Origin of the sequence: Pantoea deleyi (genome assembly GCF_022647325.1) — a bacterium.
GTDB classification, from domain to species: Bacteria; Pseudomonadota; Gammaproteobacteria; order Enterobacterales; family Enterobacteriaceae; genus Pantoea; species Pantoea deleyi.
The window spans coordinates 2,787,286-2,804,966 of the sequence record NZ_CP071405.1 but is presented as its reverse complement, the minus strand read 5'-3'; the positions used below and the strand labels follow the sequence as shown (position 1 = coordinate 2,804,966).

18 protein-coding genes are annotated in these 17,681 nt (G+C 62.3%); 9 read left to right on the top strand and 9 right to left on the bottom strand.

The window, feature by feature from the left end; all coding sequences use genetic code 11:
* Positions 1-138: 138 nt before the first annotated feature.
* The 5 genes from galM to modE all read right to left on the bottom strand — a co-directional run bounded on the left by galM (position 139) and on the right by modE (position 5,913).
* The gene (gene galM, locus J1C59_RS13205) at positions 139-1,173 is read right to left on the bottom strand and encodes a galactose-1-epimerase (RefSeq protein WP_128086308.1); all 1,035 of its coding nucleotides are present in this window, start codon (positions 1,171-1,173) and stop codon (positions 139-141) included.
* Entirely contained in the window at positions 1,167-2,315 is a 1,149-nt protein-coding gene (gene galK, locus J1C59_RS13200) for a galactokinase (protein WP_128086307.1), read from the bottom strand. Before galK ends, galM begins: the two co-directional genes overlap by 7 nt.
* Positions 2,312-3,358: a galactose-1-phosphate uridylyltransferase gene (galT, locus tag J1C59_RS13195; RefSeq protein ID WP_128086306.1), complete on the bottom strand. Its 1,047-nt coding sequence runs from the start codon at positions 3,356-3,358 to the stop codon at positions 2,312-2,314. Before galT ends, galK begins: the two co-directional genes overlap by 4 nt.
* A 230-nt stretch (positions 3,359-3,588) precedes the next feature.
* Entirely contained in the window at positions 3,589-5,061 is a 1,473-nt protein-coding gene (gene modF, locus J1C59_RS13190) for a molybdate ABC transporter ATP-binding protein ModF (RefSeq protein ID WP_128086305.1), read from the bottom strand.
* A 69-nt stretch (positions 5,062-5,130) separates the two neighbouring features.
* Complete coding sequence (gene modE, locus J1C59_RS13185) at positions 5,131-5,913, bottom strand: molybdenum-dependent transcriptional regulator (protein ID WP_128086304.1); 783 nt, start codon at positions 5,911-5,913, stop codon at positions 5,131-5,133.
* A gap of 136 nt (positions 5,914-6,049) precedes the next feature.
* Here modE and J1C59_RS13180 point away from each other — a divergent pair, with 136 nt between their 5' ends.
* The 4 genes from J1C59_RS13180 (at position 6,050) to modC (ending at position 8,870) form a co-directional block, all read left to right on the top strand.
* Complete coding sequence (locus J1C59_RS13180) at positions 6,050-6,205, top strand: AcrZ family multidrug efflux pump-associated protein (RefSeq protein WP_098051177.1); 156 nt, start codon at positions 6,050-6,052, stop codon at positions 6,203-6,205.
* 147 nt (positions 6,206-6,352) lie between these two features.
* Complete coding sequence (modA, locus tag J1C59_RS13175; RefSeq protein ID WP_128086303.1) at positions 6,353-7,126, top strand: molybdate ABC transporter substrate-binding protein; 774 nt, start codon at positions 6,353-6,355, stop codon at positions 7,124-7,126.
* A complete protein-coding gene (gene modB, locus J1C59_RS13170; RefSeq protein ID WP_140917145.1) occupies positions 7,123-7,812 on the top strand; it encodes a molybdate ABC transporter permease subunit in 690 nt (229 codons plus the stop codon). The genes modA and modB overlap by 4 nt, the downstream gene beginning before the upstream one ends.
* Positions 7,812-8,870 (top strand): molybdenum ABC transporter ATP-binding protein ModC, encoded by a 1,059-nt coding sequence (gene modC, locus J1C59_RS13165; RefSeq protein WP_128086725.1) that lies wholly within the window; start codon positions 7,812-7,814, stop codon positions 8,868-8,870. Before modB ends, modC begins: the two co-directional genes overlap by 1 nt.
* On the opposite strand, the gene J1C59_RS13160 is transcribed toward modC, so the two are convergent.
* Positions 8,871-9,689, bottom strand: coding sequence for a pyridoxal phosphatase (locus J1C59_RS13160; RefSeq protein WP_128086724.1), 819 nt, complete (start codon positions 9,687-9,689; stop codon positions 8,871-8,873).
* Between the two features lie 155 nt (positions 9,690-9,844).
* On the opposite strand from J1C59_RS13160, the gene pgl reads away from it, so the two are divergent.
* The gene (gene pgl / locus J1C59_RS13155) at positions 9,845-10,846 is read left to right on the top strand and encodes a 6-phosphogluconolactonase (RefSeq protein ID WP_128086723.1); all 1,002 of its coding nucleotides are present in this window, start codon (positions 9,845-9,847) and stop codon (positions 10,844-10,846) included.
* Between the two features lie 141 nt (positions 10,847-10,987).
* Here pgl and J1C59_RS13150 read toward each other — a convergent pair whose 3' ends face one another.
* Complete coding sequence (locus J1C59_RS13150; RefSeq protein ID WP_128086722.1) at positions 10,988-11,464, bottom strand: kinase inhibitor; 477 nt, start codon at positions 11,462-11,464, stop codon at positions 10,988-10,990.
* A 75-nt stretch (positions 11,465-11,539) separates the two neighbouring features.
* Positions 11,540-12,844, bottom strand: a complete 1,305-nt coding sequence (bioA, locus tag J1C59_RS13145; protein WP_128086721.1) for an adenosylmethionine--8-amino-7-oxononanoate transaminase — start codon at positions 12,842-12,844, stop codon at positions 11,540-11,542.
* Positions 12,845-12,930: 86 nt separating this feature from the next.
* On the opposite strand from bioA, the gene bioB reads away from it, so the two are divergent.
* From bioB to bioD, 4 genes are read left to right on the top strand one after another with little or no spacing between them, the layout of a single operon-like run.
* Positions 12,931-13,962 (top strand): biotin synthase BioB, encoded by a 1,032-nt coding sequence (gene bioB / locus J1C59_RS13140; protein WP_128086720.1) that lies wholly within the window; start codon positions 12,931-12,933, stop codon positions 13,960-13,962.
* The gene (bioF, locus tag J1C59_RS13135; RefSeq protein ID WP_140917146.1) at positions 13,962-15,113 is read left to right on the top strand and encodes an 8-amino-7-oxononanoate synthase; all 1,152 of its coding nucleotides are present in this window, start codon (positions 13,962-13,964) and stop codon (positions 15,111-15,113) included. Before bioB ends, bioF begins: the two co-directional genes overlap by 1 nt.
* A complete protein-coding gene (gene bioC / locus J1C59_RS13130; protein WP_140917147.1) occupies positions 15,097-15,852 on the top strand; it encodes a malonyl-ACP O-methyltransferase BioC in 756 nt (251 codons plus the stop codon). The genes bioF and bioC overlap by 17 nt, the downstream gene beginning before the upstream one ends.
* Complete coding sequence (gene bioD, locus J1C59_RS13125; RefSeq protein ID WP_128086116.1) at positions 15,849-16,520, top strand: dethiobiotin synthase; 672 nt, start codon at positions 15,849-15,851, stop codon at positions 16,518-16,520. Before bioC ends, bioD begins: the two co-directional genes overlap by 4 nt.
* An 85-nt stretch (positions 16,521-16,605) precedes the next feature.
* Here the strand turns inward: bioD and J1C59_RS13120 are convergent, their stop codons facing one another.
* A complete protein-coding gene (locus tag J1C59_RS13120) occupies positions 16,606-17,328 on the bottom strand; it encodes an ABC transporter ATP-binding protein (RefSeq protein ID WP_128086115.1) in 723 nt (240 codons plus the stop codon).
* Positions 17,329-17,681: the final 353 nt, after the last annotated feature.

The window sequence follows — 17,681 nt, the reverse complement described above, 5'->3', positions numbered from 1 at the left end:
AATACTGTGATGTTTCTGTGAGATTGGAAACCTGCTGCTGCCCGCCTGACACACGAGCTGATAGCGCCATACCATAACGGAAAAGCGGGCAGCGCGTAAGCCTGTGTGTGACGCACTGCGCGTTTTTCAGCCGGCCGCTCAGCGTGGCGTGAAGCGATAACGCGTCACGGATTCCCAGCGGTCTCCCGGCTGCAGCCAGCAATCGGGCTGAGGCCACTCAGCGTGATTGGGCGAATCCGGTAAAAATTCGCTCTCCAGCGCAATGCCCTGAAAGGCAGTATAGCTTCCCTGTTCGCGGGCACGGGTGCCGGCCAGATAGTTGCCGGAATAGAATTGCAGCGCCGGGGCCGAGGTGGTCACGCTGAGCTGTAATCTGCCATCCTCTGACCAGAGTTCCGCCGTGGGCTGGCTGTCGTCGCCTGCGCTGTTAAGCAGGAACGCGTGGTCATAGCCCTTCACCGCACGCTGATCCTCATCCGCCAGGAAATCCTGCGCCACGACTTTGGCCTGACGGAAATCGAAGCTGCTGCCCGCCACGGCTTTCAGCGGCGCATTCGGAATGCCCTCGCTGTCGACCGGCAGATAGTGGTCGGCGTGCAGTTGTAAGCGATGCTGGCGGGCATCGCCATGATGCGCATCAAGGTTAAAGTAGGCGTGGTTGGTGAGGTTCACCGGGCAGGGCTGATCGCAGCGCGCCTCAAAATGGATGCTTACGCAGTTCTGGTCATCCAGCTGATAGCGCAGATCGGCAATCAGGTTGCCGGGAAAGCCCTGATCGCCATCCGGCGAATCGATGCGGTAGTGCACCTCGCTGTCGCTCTGGCTGACGATCTGCCAGCGGCGCTTATCAAAGCCTTCCGGTCCGCCATGCAGCTGATGGGCGCCCTGGTTCGGCACCAGCGGGCGATTCAGTTTATTCAGCGTTGCCCCGGCGATACGGTTGGCGTAACGGCCCACCGTCGCGCCCAGATAGGCATCCTGATGCAGATAGTCAGAGGGCGTGGCGCAGCCGAGCAGCGCTTCACGCACCGTGCCATCCTGCATCGGCACACGGGCGGAGAGCCAGGTCGCGCCCCAGTCCATAAAGGTCACCAGCATACCGCTGGCATTGCGCAGTACCGTGATGCGCCACGGCTGACCGTCAGGCGCATGGGAGTTGACATCATTCAGCATGTGCCGGCTCCTTCAGAGGCTTTGCAGACGTAGAAGGTCTCTTTGATGCCGGTCGCGGCTTCATACTGCTCTGCCACGGCCGCTTTCACCTGCTCAACGCGATCCTGCGGCATCAGCGCGACGATACAGCCGCCGAAGCCGCCGCCGGTCATGCGCACACCGCCATGCTCGCCGATCTGCGCCTTGACGATCGCCACCAGGGTATCGATCGGCGGCACGGTGATCTCGAAATCGTCACGCATTGAGGCGTGCGATTCGGCCATCAGCTCGCCCATGCGCGTCAGGTCGCCCCGGGTCAGCGCATCGGCCGCTTCCAGCGTGCGGGCGTTTTCGGTCAGAACGTGACGCACCCGTTTTGCCACCTGCGGGTCGAGCTGCGATTCGGCCGCCTCGAACTCGGCCAGCTCAACGTCACGCAGCGCTTTTTTACTGAAGAAACGCGCGCCCGCTTCGCACTGCTCACGGCGGGTGTTGTATTCGCTGCCGACCAGGGTACGGCGGAAGTTGGAGTTGATGATCACCACGGCGACATCGTCAGGCATCGAGACCGGACGGGTGCCCAGCGTGCGGCAGTCCAGCAGCATCGCATGATCTTTCTGGCCCAGCGCCGAGATCAGCTGATCCATGATGCCGCAGTTACAGCCCACGAACTGGTTCTCCGCTTCCTGGCCATTGACCGCAATGGCCGCGCCATCCAGCGGCAGGTTGTAGAGCTGCTGCACCACGGTGCCGACCGCCACTTCCAGCGAGGCGGAGGAGCTGAGGCCCGCGCCCTGCGGCACGTTGCCGCTGATCACCATATCGATGCCGCCAAAATCGGCGTGACGCTGCTGCAGATGCTTCACCACGCCGCGCACATAGTTGGCCCACATCGGCGCCTGCACGCTGACGATCGCCTCATCCAGCGAGAAGGTGTCCTGCGCATTCTCATAGTCTGCGGCGACGACGCGGATCTGGCGGTCGTCACGGCGGGCGCAGGCGATCACGGTCTGATAATCAATAGCGCACGGCAGTACAAAGCCATCGTTGTAGTCGGTATGTTCGCCGATCAGGTTGACGCGGCCCGGCGCCTGAATGGTGTGCGTAGCGGCGTAACCGAAGGTGTCAGAGAAAAGCTGCTGCGTGATGGTTTTTAAGCTCATTGTTGTGCCTCACGGAAGTGAACATCGCTGACAGAACGCAGACGTTCCGCCGCCTGTTCCGCCGTTAAATCGCGTTGGGTCTCGGCCAGCATCTCATAGCCGACCATAAATTTACGCACCGTTGCTGAGCGCAGCAGGGGCGGATAGAAGTGCGCATGCAGCTGCCAGTGATCGTTGGCTTCGCCGTTGAACGGCGCACCGTGCCAGCCCATGGAGTAGGGGAAGGAGCACTGGAACAGGTTGTCATAGCGGCTGGTCAGCTTCTTAATCGCTAAAGCCAGGTCGGTGCGCTGCGCCTCATTGAGGTCGGTCAGACGTCTGACGTGCGCTTTAGGCAGCAGCAGGGTCTCGAACGGCCAGGCGGCCCACCACGGCACCACGGCCAGCCAGTGAGCGGTTTCCACCACGGTGCGGCTGCCATCCTGCTGCTCGCGCGCGAGGTAATCGACCAGCATCGGTGTGCCTTTGTTAGTGAAGTAGTCGCGCTGGTGGTCATCTTCGCGCTGCGCTTCGTTCGGCAGGAAGCTGTTAGCCCAGACCTGACCGTGCGGATGCGGGTTGGAGCAGCCCATCGCCGCGCCTTTGTTCTCGAACACCTGCACCCAGGGATAGTGCTGACCCAGCTCGGCGGTCTGCGCCTGCCAGGTGCGCACCACCTCTTCCAGCGCGCTCAGTGACATCTCCGGCAGCGTTTTGCTGTGATCGGGCGAGAAGCAGATAACCCGGCTGGTGCCGCGGGCGCTTTCACAACGCATCAGCAGATCGTCGCTCTCTGGCGCGTCGGGTGTGTCGGTCATCAGCGCCGCAAAGTCATTGGTGAAGACGTAGGTGCCGGGATAGTCCGGGTTTTTGTCGCCGGTGATACGGGTGTTGCCGGCACACAGGAAGCAGTCGGGATCGTGGCTCGGTAACGTATTCACCGCCGGGGTTTCCTGCGCGCCCTGCCACGGACGTTTGGCCCGATGCGGTGAGACTAAAATCCATTGATCAATCAGTGGATTGTAACGGCGATGCGGATGATCGACCGGGTTGAATTTGTCCATGTGAGATCCTGGTAAGCGTCAAAAGCCAAAAAGGCATCCGTGAAAAATAACATATCAGCGCGCCCGAAAGCGTGATCAAGTCTGGATAAATGGTATCGTTTACACAAGCTGATTATTCTTATTTTGTGGCATTGTGTGCGATGAAAGCAGGATAAAAGAGAGGCTGGATGGTAACGCTTACATTCTGGCGCAGCAGAACGCCGCCGCGGCGGCGTCTGCAGCGCAGGGCCTTAGCGCAGCGTCTCCTGCCGGTAGTGATAGCCCGCTTCGTGCGGCATGAAACTCAGGCGATGGGTAATGCAGCCGGGCGCATCCTCGGCATGATGGGAAACAAACAGCAGCTGTGTGCGTCCCTCGCCAATCAGCACATCGACAAAGCGCCGCACCAGCTGGCGATTAATCGGATCCAGCCCCTGCAGCGGTTCATCCAGAATCAGCAGCGTCGGATGTTTCACCAGCGCACGGGCGATCAGCACCAGCCGCTGCTGGCCCCACGACAGCGAATGGAAGGGCGCATCGCCCAGCCGGTCATCCATCCCCAGCAGCGTCAGCCACTGCTGCGCCAGCGCTTTCTGCCGGTCAGAGGCGGCCTGATAGAGGCCGATCGAATCAAAAAAGCCGGACAGAATCACGGTCCGCACGTTGGTACTGACGCGGTAATCGAGATGCAGGCTGCTGCTGACATAGCCAATATGCTGCTTGATCTCCCAGATGGTTTCGCCGCTGCCGCGACGGCGGCCAAACAGGGTGAGATCGTTGCTGTAGCCCTGCGGATGATCGCCGGTCACCAGGCTTAACAGGGTCGATTTTCCGGCGCCGTTCGGCCCGACGATCTGCCAGTGTTCGCCTGCGCTGACCTGCCAGTTCAGCCCGCTGATGACGGGCGTGTCGTGATAGGAGACGGTGCCGTCGCGCAGGATCACCCGCGGCGCCTCATCGGCCAGCCGGGGCAGCTGGTCCGGCGCGTCCGCCTCCGGCAACGCCATTCCCATCAGTTGTTCACTGTGTGCCAGCTGCGCCACCAGCGCCTCGGTGAGAATGGCCTGGCGCGGCCCGCTGTGGGTCAGCGTACACTCCGCCAGTACGCCCACCTGCTGAATGAAATCGGGAATGTCATCGAAACGATTGAGCACCAGCACCAGGGTAAAGTCCGGCTGTTGCAGGCTGCGCAGCGTCCCGGTCAGGCTGGCGCGCGACGCCACGTCCAGACCGTCGAACGGCTCATCGAGGATCAGCAGATCGGGCTGCTTCATCAGCGCCTGACAGAGCAGGGTCTTGCGGGTTTCGCCGGTTGAGAGATATTTAAAGCGACGCGACAGCAGCGGTCCGATGCCAAACTGGCGGGCAAGCTGTTCGCACCGGCCGGGGTCGCTGACCTCCGCCTGGATCACCTCTGCCACCGTCAGTCCGGTATCCTCTTCTCCTTCGCTGAGCATGTCGGTGTTGTTGCGCTGCCACTCCTGCGCCACCAGCGTCTGCAACTGCTCCAGCGACAGCCGGACCGGCCGGACGAAGGCACTGCGAACAGTACCGCTCAGCGGCGGAAGCTCACCGGACAGGGCGCGCGCCAGCGACGACTTGCCGCTGCCGTTGGCGCCCACAAACGCCCAGCTCTCGCCGCGCTGCAGATCCAGCGTATCGAGACGCAGCACCCGGGTATCACTCAGACGAAACGTGCCTTGCGAAATGTGCAATGAAGCCATGATCTGTTCCATTTTTTGCATCGTATGAGTGAGTTGTAACCATTGCCCGGGGTGAAGTCAAATCAGGCGCTAGAGCAGGGTAGCGACGATCGCCTCCTCTGCATTGAAACTGGCGAACACGGCGTCACCGGGCTGCAGCGCCAGCTGATGAAGCCGGTCGTTGCTCAGGGTCGCGCACAGGGTTTCGCCGCTGGCGAGCTGCATCAGCAGTTCGCTTCTCTGCTCACCCGGCTCAATGGCGGTCAGGGTGGCCGCCAGATGATTGTCCTGCTCTGTGGTGTCGCGGCTGACGCGGATCCACGGCGCCTTGATCAGCACCAGCACCTCTTTACCTGCGGCCAGCTGCAGGCGATCGGCACTGCGCTGAGTCAGCGCCACGCTGAGCTGCGTCACGCCATCGGCCAGCTGAATGATCAGATGCTGCACCACCTGGCGGGCATCGTTGCTGATCACGGTGCCAAAGAGCTGATTGCGGGCGCTGGTCTGCAGCGAGAAACGGGCGATGGCGGCCAGCAGACTGTCGAGCGGCAGCGTATCCTGCTGCAGCGCATCGAAAGCTTTCTGCTGAATCTGCTCCATCAGCTGAAAAAGCTGGATCAGGCGCTCCCCGTAGCGGGTCAGCGTGGCACCGCCGCCGCCTTTGCCGCCGGTGGCCCGCTCAACCAGCGTCTCATCCGCCATCTGGTTCATCTCATTGATCGCATCCCAGGCGCTTTTGTAGCTGATGCCGGCCAGCTTCGCGCCCTGACTGATCGATCCGGTCTGCTGAATCCGTTTCAGCAGCTCGATACGTCGCGGATCGGCAAACAGTTTCTGGTGTAAACGGATATGAAGGGACAGTTCGGCTTCCATGACGGCTCCGGCAAAGGGTTAAGGCGAAGGCCGATGATAGCGGCGTTTTGTGACCAAAGTAAAAGCACGAAAAGGGCTGCGCAAAATTTTACTGACCCGTTACAATCACTTCTTTGTTCGCAGAGTGAGACTCTCCATGCTGGAATTACTGAAAAGCCTCGCCGTGGCGATCCTGATGGTCCCTGTGGTAATGGCGCTGATGCTGGGTATGATTTATGGCCTGGGTGAAGTGTTCAACATCTTCTCGAAAGTGGGTCATCGCGAAAAATCCTCCGCCCGTTCGCACAATTAAACGCTGCCACGCCCGCCGTCTGTGCGGGCGTGGTCGTTTCTCCCCCTCGCTTCTGCTCAATCTTCTCTCTCTTCTGCCGATAATTTCATGACGCTGCCCGAACCGGCGTTGTATCATCCGCTACACAACGAATAGCCGGAGAGCATCATGTCATTATCTGTTCATCGCTGGGGCCTGGCGGCGCTGGTGAGCGTTTCGCTGGCCGGGCAGGCCGTGGCGGCCGATAACATCACCCTGTTTGCGGCCGCTTCCCTGACCAATGCCGTTCAGGACATTGCGACGCAGTATCAGCAGGAAAAAGGGGTGAAGGTCGTTGCCTCTTTTGCCTCCTCGTCAACGCTGGCGCGGCAGATTGAGCAGGGCGCGCCGGCCGATCTCTTTATCTCTGCCGATCAGCAGTGGATGGATGATGCGGTGGCGAAAAAAAGCGTCATCACCCGCAGCCGCGTTACCCTGCTGGGCAACGATCTGGTGCTGGTTGCGCCCCGGCGTGCCGCAGCCAGCGCGGTCACGCTGGATGCACAGACTGACTGGAAAAGCCTGCTGCACGGCGAACGACTGGCGGTCGGCGATCCGGACCACGTTCCGGCGGGGATCTATGCGAAAGAGGCGCTGCAGACGCTGGGGGCCTGGCCGGTGGTGGCGCCTCTGTTAGCGCCCGCAAACAATGTGCGGGCAGCGCTGGCGCTGGTCGAGCGTAACGAAACGCCTTACGGCATCGTCTACGGTTCCGACGCGGTCGCCAGTGATAAGGTTGCGGTGGTGGGGCGTTTTCCGGCCTCCAGCCACAAGCCCGTGGAATATCCGCTGGCGATTGTGAACGATCGCGACACGGCCAGCGTAAAAGCGTTTTATGATTACCTGAAAGGGCCGCAGGCCGCGGCGATCTTCAACCATTACGGATTTACACCGACGAAATGATACTCAGCGATCCCGAATGGCAGGCGGTAGTGCTTAGCCTTAAAGTCTCTGGCATAGCCGTGCTGGGCAGTCTGCCGTTTGGCATCCTGATGGCGTGGATTCTGGTGCGCTGCCGTTTTCCCGGCAAGGCGCTGCTCGACAGCCTGATCCACCTGCCGCTGGTGCTGCCGCCGGTGGTGGTGGGCTATCTGCTGCTGATTACCCTGGGCCGCCGCGGCATCATCGGAGAAAAGCTCTACGACTGGTTCGGGTTCAGCTTCGCGTTCAGCTGGCGCGGAGCCGCACTGGCGTCGGCCGTGATTGCGCTTCCGTTAATGGTGCGCGCCATCCGTCTGGCGCTGGAGGCGGTGGATAGCCGGCTGGAGCAGGCGGCACGCACGCTGGGCGCCGGCCGCTGGCGGGTCTTTTTGACCATCACGCTGCCGCTGACCCTGCCAGGCGTGATCGCCGGCACGGTGCTGGCTTTTGCCCGATCGCTGGGCGAGTTCGGCGCCACCATCACCTTTGTCTCGAATATTCCCGGCGAGACGCGCACGCTGCCGCTGGCGATGTATACCCTGATCGAAACGCCCGGCGCGGAAGGGGCGGCGGCGCGGCTCTGCGTTATCGCTATCGTGCTGGCGCTCGCCTCGCTGCTGGCGTCGGAATGGCTGGCACGGCAGAGCCGCAAGCGGATGGGGAACTGATGCTATCACTTAACTTTACTCAGCAGCAGGGCGACCACCAGCTGGCGGTAGACCTGCAGATCCCGGCCAGGGGGATCACCGCCATCTTTGGTGTCTCCGGCGCCGGGAAAACCTCGCTGATCAACGCCATCAGCGGCCTGACGCAGCCGCAGCACGGACGCATCCAGCTGAAAGATCGTCTGCTGTTCGACGCGGAGCAGCAGATCTCGCTGCCGCCGGAGAAGCGGCGCATCGGCTATGTGTTCCAGGATGCGCGGCTGTTTCCGCACTATCGGGTGCGGGGCAACCTGCAATATGGCATGGCGCCGGGGATGAAAGCGCAGTTCGATAATCTGGTGTCGCTGCTGGGCCTGGAGGCGCTGCTGCCACGCTTTCCCCGGTCGCTGTCGGGCGGGGAAAAACAGCGGGTGGCGATAGGTCGTGCGCTGCTGACCGCCCCGGATATGCTGCTGCTGGATGAGCCGCTGGCGTCGCTGGATCTGCCGCGTAAGCGGGAGCTGATGCCCTATCTGCAGAAGCTGGCGAAGCAGGTCGATATCCCCATGCTCTACGTCTCGCACAGCCTGGAGGAGATCCTGCAACTGGCCGATAACGTGCTGGTGCTGGATGCGGGCAAAGTCAAAGCCTTTGGTCCGCTGGAGCGGGTCTGGAGCAGCAGCGCGATGCGGCCGTGGCTGCCGGTGAGCGAGCTGACCAGCGTGCTGCGGGTGCAGGTGCTGGAACAGCATCCTGACTATCCGATGACCGCGCTGTCGCTGGGCGATCAGCATATCTGGGTCAGCCGGGTGAATCAGCCGGTCAAAACGCCGCTGCGTATCCGCATCGCGTCAGCCGACGTTTCGCTGGCGCTGCAACCGCCGCAGCACAGCTCTATCCGTAACATCTTACCGGCGCAGGTGGTGGAGCTGCTGGAGGTCGGGGATCAGGTCGAGGTGAAGCTGCGCATCGGCATCAGTGAACTCTGGGCGCGCATCACGCCGTGGGCGCGTGATGAGCTGGGCATCCGGCCCGATCAGTGGCTGTATGCCCAGATAAAGAGCGTCTCGGTGACGCCCTGATTACAGCACGTACCGATAGAGGGTATCGGCAATACCGGGTTCCAGGTTGGTGCCGATCACCACTTTCGCCCGCGCCCGGATTGCCTCATCGGCATTGCCCATCGCCACGCCGAGCCCGGCCGTTTCCAGCATGCTGAGATCGTTATAGTTATCACCGAACGCAATCACATCATCCATGGTAAGGCCCAGTGATTCGACCCACTGCGCCAGCCGTCTGCCTTTGCTGTTGCCCCCTTTTGCGATATCCACCTGATCGTGCCAGGACCACTCACACGCCAGGCCCAGCTCCGCTTCAACCGTGCGGGCGAACTGCTGCAATTCGGGGATGTTTTCGTGCGACAGGGCAAACTTCCAGATCGCACCGGCGTCACGCGCAGCCTGCGCCAGGTCGGGCACCTGACGGAACAGCGGGCGCTGGTGGGGCGGCAGGGATTCGGCCCATTTCAGGGTGCGCGTCACATGACCGGTCGGGGTCTGATAGAGCATCGCGTCATCCACATAGAGCAGCCCGTGAATCTGCTGACGATCCAGCATCTCAATCACCTGTAAAGCCCGCGCCGGTTCCAGCGGATCGGCGGCCAGCACCTTTTTCGCCTGGTAATCATACAGGTAGGTGCCGTTACAGCAGATTGCGGGTGTATCCAGTTGTAATGCCTGGTAAAAAGGGTGAATGGCGCAGTGATGGCGTCCGGTAACGATAGCGACATGCACGCCCGCCTGACGTGCCTGGTTCAGGGCGTCAACAGACTGCGGCAGAATCGTTTTAGCTGGGGTCAGCAGCGTGCCGTCGAGGTCGAGGGCAATGACACGGTAGCGCATTAATCCTTCCATTTTTCCGGGTTTGCAGGGGGTAAAGTCTACACCTGACCACGGCCCGGAGACAAAAAACCGGACACAAATGATTTCAGCGTCGGGCAGTAAAACACGCTACAGTGATTCACAGATCATGATCAGGCAGCAAAAAAGGAGAATGCATGAAACAGGTTGTCTACACCGCCAGTCCCGAGAGCCAGCAGATTCACGTCTGGCAGATGAATGATGAGGGCGGGCTGACGTTGCTTCAGGTGACGGATGTCGCCGGCCAGGTTCAGCCGATGGTGGTGAGTCCGAAACGCGATTTTCTCTATGTCGGTGTGCGTCCCAATTTCCGCGTACTGGCGTTCCGTATCGCCGCCGATGGCACGCTGACCGAAGCGGGCCAGGCGCCGCTGCCCGGCAGCCCGACCCATATCTCCACCGACCATCAGGGCCGGTTCCTGTTCTGCGGCTCTTACAACGATGCCTGCGTCAGCGTCAGCCCGATCGATGAAGAGGGCATTCCGCAGGCTCCGCTGCAGGTCATCAACGGCCTGGACGGCTGTCACTCCGCCAATATTGATAACGACAATACGACGCTCTACGTTCCGGCACTGAAGCAGGATCGCATCTGCCTGTTTGCGCTGAATGACGCGGGTCAGCTGACGCCGCGCCCGCAGGCGCAGGTGACGACGGTGGAAGGCGCCGGTCCGCGCCATATGCAGTTCCATCCGGGCGGCCACTACGCCTACTGCGTCAACGAGCTGGACAGCACGGTTGAGGTCTGGGCATTGAATAACGGCGAAGGCGAAGCCGAAAGCGTGCAGACGCTGGATATGATGCCGCCGGACTTTAGCGGCACGCGCTGGGCCGCCGATATTCATCTGACGCCCGATGGCCGCTTCCTCTATGCCTGCGATCGCACCAGCAGCACGCTGGCGATCTTCAGCGTCAGCGAAGCGGGCGATGAGCTGACCCTGGAAGGGTTTCAGCCGACCGAAACCCAGCCGCGCGGCTTTAATATCGATCACAGCGGACGTTTCCTGGTGGCCGCCGGGCAGAAATCTCATCACATCGAAGTCTATGCGATTAGCGAACCCAAAGGGCTGTTGCAGCCGCTGGGCCGTTATGCGGTAGGGCAGGGGCCGATGTGGGTGGTGATCCACGCGCTGCAGGCGTAACCCGTTACGAAAAACGCCACTCCCGGCCGGGAGTGGCGTGAAGGTCTGCTGCAGACACCGCAAACAACGTCAGATTCAGACGCCCAAATCGCCCTTTCTGGCTCGCGGTGCCTGCCTCCTCCAGCCCTGTTCCCGGCTGAATTACTGATAGTTCACGGTCAGCGAGGCGCTCGCCAGCGCGTGGAAATGCACGTTAAAGCCGACCATTGCGCCGCTGGCACCCTCATCCACCTCAATCGTCTCCACATCCAGCGCATGCACGGTGAAGATGTAGCGATGAGTTTCGCCCTGTGGCGGCGCGGCGCCACCGTAGCCCGCCTGACCGAAATCGGTACGGGTCTGGATCGCGCCAGCAGGCAGTGAGGCCTTGCCGGAACCGGCGCCCTGCGGCAGCGACGTGGTGCTGGCCGGAATGTTCGCTACTACCCAGTGCCACCAGCCGGAACCGGTCGGCGCATCAGGATCGTAGCAGGTCACCACAAAACTTTTGGTGCCTTCGGGGGCCGCTTCCCAGGCCAGATGGGGAGAGATATTCTCGCCCTGATACCCCATGCCGTTGAAAACATGCTTTTCAGGCATCTTCTCGCCGTCATTAAAATCCTGACTCACAATGCGCATCACATCTCCTCGATTGTCGATGAATAGTCTTTCATCATAACCAAAAGCGCCATCTGTGCCAGGGGGCCACCCGCCTCAGCCGCTAAAATGTTGCGGATGCGCCAGCGCGCCGCCGATCGCCTGCACCAGCTGACTCAGCGCCTGTGGCGTAATGATATAGGGCGGCATCAGGTAGATGAGCCGGCCAAACGGCCGGATCCAGACACCCTGTTCCACAAAGAACTGCTGCAGCGCCGCCATATTGACCGGCTGATGTGTCTCTACCACGCCAATCGCGCCCAGCACGCGCACATCCGCCACCTGCGGTGCGTGGCGCAGCGGCAGCAGCTCGGCCCGCAGCTGCTGTTCAATACGCGCCACCTGCTGCTGCCAGTGCCCCTCGGCCAGCATGGTCAGGCTCTCTGCCGCCACCGCGCAGGCCAGCGGATTGCCCATAAAGGTCGGGCCATGCATAAAGCACCCGGCCGCGCTGCGGCTGATGGTGTCGGCCACCTCGCGGGTGGTCAGGGTAGCGGAGAGCGTCATCATGCCGCCGGTCAGCGCTTTACCGACGCAGAGGATATCCGGCGTGATGCCCGCATGTTCACAGGCGAACAGTTTGCCGGTGCGGCCGAAACCGGTGGCGATCTCATCGGCAATCAGCAGCACACCATAGCGGTCGCACGCCTCCCGCACCTGCTGCAGGTAGCGCGGATGATAGAGACGCATGCCGCCTGCGCCCTGCACGATCGGCTCCAGGATCACCGCCGCCAGCTGCCGGTGATGCGTTTCGATAAGCCGGGCGAAGTCGTCGAAATCAGCCGGGTTCCACGCCTCATCAAAGCCGCAGGCCGGGGCGGCGGCAAAGTGATGTTCGGGCAGATATCCGCGCCACAGACTGTGCATTGAGTTTTCGGGATCGCACACCGACATCGCGGCAAAAGTATCGCCGTGATAGCCGCGTTTCAGCGTCAGGAACTGCTGGCGGGTCTCGCCCCGTCCGAGCCAGTACTGCAGCGCCATCTTCATCGAGACTTCCACCGCCACCGAACCGGAATCGGCCAGGAAGACACATTCCAGCGGATCGGGCGTCATCGCCACCAGCTGACGGCAGAGCGCCACCGCCGCCGGATGGGTAATGCCGCCAAACATGACGTGCGACATCTGCGAAGCCTGCTCCGTCAGCGCCCGGTTCAGACGCGGATGGTTGTAGCCGTGGATCGCCGCCCACCACGAGGACATGCCGTCCACCAGTTCGCGCCCGTCGGCCAGCTGCAGCTGGAAACCGTGCGCGGCGACCACCGGATAGCAGGGCAGCGGATCCTGCATCGAAGTGTAGGGATGCCAGATATGCTGGCGATCAAAGCGGGCATCGTCTGCGGAAAAAACGGGGGTAGTCATCGGAGTTGTAAACCAAAATAAAAAAATATAGTTTACAAGTATAACCCTGCTTTTCGTCGGGATGACACCCTTTTCTGGAGTAAGTAATGGCTCAACGCTGGACAATTGCACAGGCGCAAGCCCTGTTTGATGCACCTTTTCTTGAACTGATGTTTAAAGCACAGCAGGTGCATCGTGAGCACTTCGATCCGCGCCAGGTGCAGGTCAGCACCCTGCTGTCGATCAAAACCGGCGCCTGTCCGGAAGACTGCAAATATTGCCCGCAGAGCGCGCGTTACAAGACCGGCCTGGAGTCGGAACGGCTGATGGAAGTCGAGGAGGTCCTGACCTCTGCGCGTCAGGCCAAAGCCGCCGGTTCGACCCGTTTCTGCATGGGCGCGGCGTGGAAAAACCCGCATGAGCGCGACATGCCCTATCTGGAAAAGATGGTGGAAGGCGTGAAAGCGATGGGGATGGAGACCTGCATGACGCTGGGTACCCTCAGCGAGCAGCAGGCGCAGCGCCTGGCGGGCGCGGGCCTGGATTTCTACAACCATAACCTCGACACCTCGCCGGAATTCTATGGCTCCATCATCACCACCCGCAGCTATCAGGAGCGTCTGGATACGCTGGGTAAAGTGCGCGACGCCGGAATTAAGGTCTGTTCAGGCGGCATCGTCGGCCTGGGCGAAACCGTAAACGACCGCGCCGGGCTGCTGGTGCAGTTAGCCAATCTGCCGACGCCGCCGGAGAGCGTGCCGATCAACATGCTGGTCAAGGTCAAAGGCACGCCGCTGGCCGATAACGAGGATGTGGAGCCGTTCGATTTTATCCGCACCATCGCGGTGGCGCGTATCATGATGCCGACCTCCCACGTCCGTCTGTCGGCGGGCCGTGAGCAGATGAGCGAGCAGACCCAGGCGATGTGCTTTATGGCCGGGGCCAACTCGATTTTCTACGGCTGCAAACTGCTGACCACGCCAAATCCGGAAGAGGACAAAGACCGCGTGCTGTTCCGCAAACTGGGGCTGAACCCGGAGCATACCCACACCCATCACGGCGATCAGCAGCAGGCACAGGCGCTCAGCGAGCAGCTCTTCCATGCCGACACTGAACAGTTCTACAACGCGGCGCTGTAATGAGCTGGCAGCAACGACTCCGGCAGGCGCTGGAGCAGCGCCGTGCGGCGGACGGCTGGCGGCAGCGTCGGGTCATCGAGCAGCAGTCGACCCGCACGCTGCGGAGCGGTGGCCGCGACTATCTTCACTTCTCCAGCAATGACTACCTTGGCCTAACCCGGCATCCGGCGGTGATCGCCGCCTGGCAGCAGGGCGCGGCGCTGGCGGGCGCGGGCGCAGGCGCCTCGGGGCATGTCACCGGTTATCACCGCCAGCACGCCGATCTGGAGGCGGAGCTGGCGGCGTGGCTCGGCTACGACCGGGCGCTGCTGTTTATCTCCGGTTTTGCGGCGAATCAGGCGGTGATTCATCTGCTGGCCGAGAAGGACGACCGCATCCTGGCGGACAGGCTCAGCCACGCGTCGCTGCTCGACGCCGCCAGCCACAGCCCGGCTCAGCTGCGACGTTTCACCCATAACGCGCCGGAGAGCCTGGCGGCACGGCTCGCCGCCCCCTGTGCTGGCGAGACGCTGGTGGTGACGGAAGGCATCTTCAGCATGGATGGCGACAGCGCGCCGCTGGCCGCCCTGGCGCAGCAGACACGGCAGGCCGAAGGCTGGCTGCTGGTGGATGATGCGCACGGCATCGGCGTGGTGGGCGAGCAGGGGCGCGGCAGCTGCTGGCAGCAGGGCGTTAAACCGGCGCTGCTGGTGGTCACCTTTGGCAAGGCGTTTGGCGTCAGCGGAGCCGCGCTGCTCTGCGATGCCGACACCGCCGACTACTTTTTACAGTTCAGCCGCCATCTTATCTACTCAACGGCGATGCCCGCAGCCCAGGCGGTCGCGCTGCAGGCGGCGCTGCGCGAAATTCAGCAGGGCGACGCGCTGCGTCAGCAGCTGCAGCAGAACATTGCGCATTTCCGGCGCGGGGCGGCGTCGCTGCCGTGGCAACTGATGCCATCAGCCAGCGCGATTCAGCCGCTGCAGGTGGGCGAAAACAGGGCGGCGCTGGCGCTCTCCCGGCGGCTGGCGGAGGCGGGCTGCTGGGTCAGTGCGATCCGGCCACCTACCGTGCCGCCGGGCACGGCGCGGCTGCGCATCACTCTGACGGCGGCGCATCGCCCGGACGATATCGATCGCTTACTGGAGGCGCTGCATGACGCTGCGGGTTGATAAACAGGCGGTGGCGCGCGCCTTTGGCCGGGCGGCGGGCGGATACGATGCGCACGCCGCGCTGCAGCGCCTCAGCGGGGATGCGCTGCTGGCGCGTGCGCCCGCACAGAGCGGCCTGCAGCTGCTGGATGCCGGCTGCGGCACGGGCTGGTACAGCCGTCTGTGGCGTGAACGCGGCAAACAGGTCACGGCGCTGGATCTCTCTGTACAGATGCTGCAACAGGCGCGGGACAACGATGCCGCGCAGCACTATCTGATCGGGGACATCGATGCGCTGCCGCTGGCGGAGAACTCGACGGACGTGGTGTGGAGCAATCTGGCGGTGCAGTGGAGTGACGATCTGCCCGGCGCGCTGGGCCAGTTCCGGCGGGTACTCCGGCCCGGCGGCGTGCTGCTGTTCTCCACGCTGGGCGACGGGTCGCTGCAGGAGGTGCATGAGGCCTGGTCACATCTGGATGCCATGCCGCACGCCAACCGCTTTCTCAGCGAGCCGCAGATTGCCGCAGCCTGCCACGCTCAGCAACTCTGCTGCACCTCGGAGCGGGTGACGCTGCACTTTCCCGACGCACTCAGCGCGATGCGATCCCTGAAGGGGATCGGGGCAACCCATCTGCATCAGGGGCGCGACGGCCAGATCTTAACCCGACAACGTCTCAGCCAGCTGGAGGCGCACTGGCCGCGCGATCGGCACGGCTATCGTCTGAGTTACCATTTAATCTATGGAGTAACCGCATCATGAAACGCCTGTTTATTACCGGAACTGACACCGAAGTCGGTAAAACGGTCGCCAGCGGCGCGCTGCTGCAGGCCGCCGCCGCCGCAGGCTATCGCTGCGCGGGCTACAAGCCGGTGGCCTCCGGTTGTGAGCTGACGCCGGACGGCATCCGCAACAGCGATGCCCTGGCGCTGCAGCGCTACAGCAACGTGCCGCTGACCTATCAGCAGGTCAATCCGATGGCGTTTATGGAGCCGACCTCACCGCACATCGTCAGCGCCGAAGAGGGCAGGCCGATCACCCATCTGGCCCTGTCGGCCGGGCTGGCGGCGCTGGAGCCGCTGGCAGACTGGATTCTGGTGGAGGGCGCGGGCGGCTGGTACACGCCGCTGTCTGAAACGCATACCTATGCGGACTGGGTGGTCAGCGAACAACTGCCGGTGATTCTGGTGGTGGGGATTAAGCTGGGCTGCATCAACCACGCCCTGCTGACCGCAGAGGCGATACGGGCGCGCGGCCTGCCGCTGCTGGGCTGGATCGCCAACACCGTCGAGCCACCGGGCAGGCGCTATGCGGAGTATCTCACCAGCCTGAAAAACCGCCTGCCGGCCCCCTGTCTGGGCACGCTGCCCTGGTTCACCGAGGCGGCGCAGCAGGCCGACTGCGGTCACTATCTGACACTGCCGGAGTAAGCGCCGGGTCAGCCTTTCATCGTTCTCCGGCGTGCGCAGCACACCCTGTCCGCCAGGCTGTGCTGTGCGCTCCTGCGCCGGCCTGTCAGGCCACGGTCAGCCATTTATCGACGGTGTGGTCGTCCAGCTGCGCCATGCTGCCCTGCGCCACGTTACGGCCACGGTGCAGCAGCAGAAAATAGTCGGCCACCCGGCGGATCAGCGACAGACGCTGCTCCAGCAGCAGGATAGTCAGCCCGTAGTCCAGGTTAAGCCGGCGGATCAGGTTACCCATCTCCTCTTCCAGCCACGGTGACATGCCGTCGGTCGGCTCATCCAGAATCAGCAGCTTGGGCTGCAGCACCAGCGCGCGCGCCAGGGCCAGCTGCTGCTGCTGATCGATGGGCAGATCGCCGCTGCGCTGCTGGCGCAGTGAGTAGAGCGCGGGAAAGAGATCGAAGACCATTTCGGGAATGGCGCGGTGGCGATCCTGCTGGCTGGCACCGGCCAGCAGCGCAATCAGCAGATTATCCTCCACGCTCATCTGGGTAAAAATATGACGCCCCTGCGGAACATAGCCAATGCCCATCTGCGCCCGCTGTTCAGCCGGTTGCAGCAGCAGATCTTCCGGCGGGGAGCCATCCTCTTTCCAGGAGATGGAGCCGCTGTTAATCGGCAGCCTGCCCATAATGCAGTTCACCAGCGTGGTTTTCCCCATGCCGGGCCGACCCAGAATGCCGGTGCAGGTGCCAGGCGACAGGTCCAGGTCCACATCCCACAGAATATGGTTCTGACCGTAAAATTGATTGACCGAACGTAAACTCAGCATCTGACACTCTCCTTCCCGATCATTAGCCTGATTGCTTCCGCTCTCTGTCGTCTGGCAACCCAGTCATCAGCAACGGTCGTCTTGCCATTGCCGCTTCGCGCGCACAGATTCCGGTGGCGCGATGAGATGCTGCAATTACCAGGCCAGATCTGAAAATGGCCCTGTTTTGCGGCGGCGGCGGCCTGCTTCCGGAAAGAAAGGTGAGAAAAACTTATCAATTTCCCACGGCAACCACGCGCCTGCACTTTTGCAGTGCTGCGAAGCACTGTTTCTGGTGCAGGCGGGCGGTGAAGAAGCAGGACATCTGATTAAGAATCTTAGTGGATTGGTGAAATTTTGCGTGACGGGCCAGG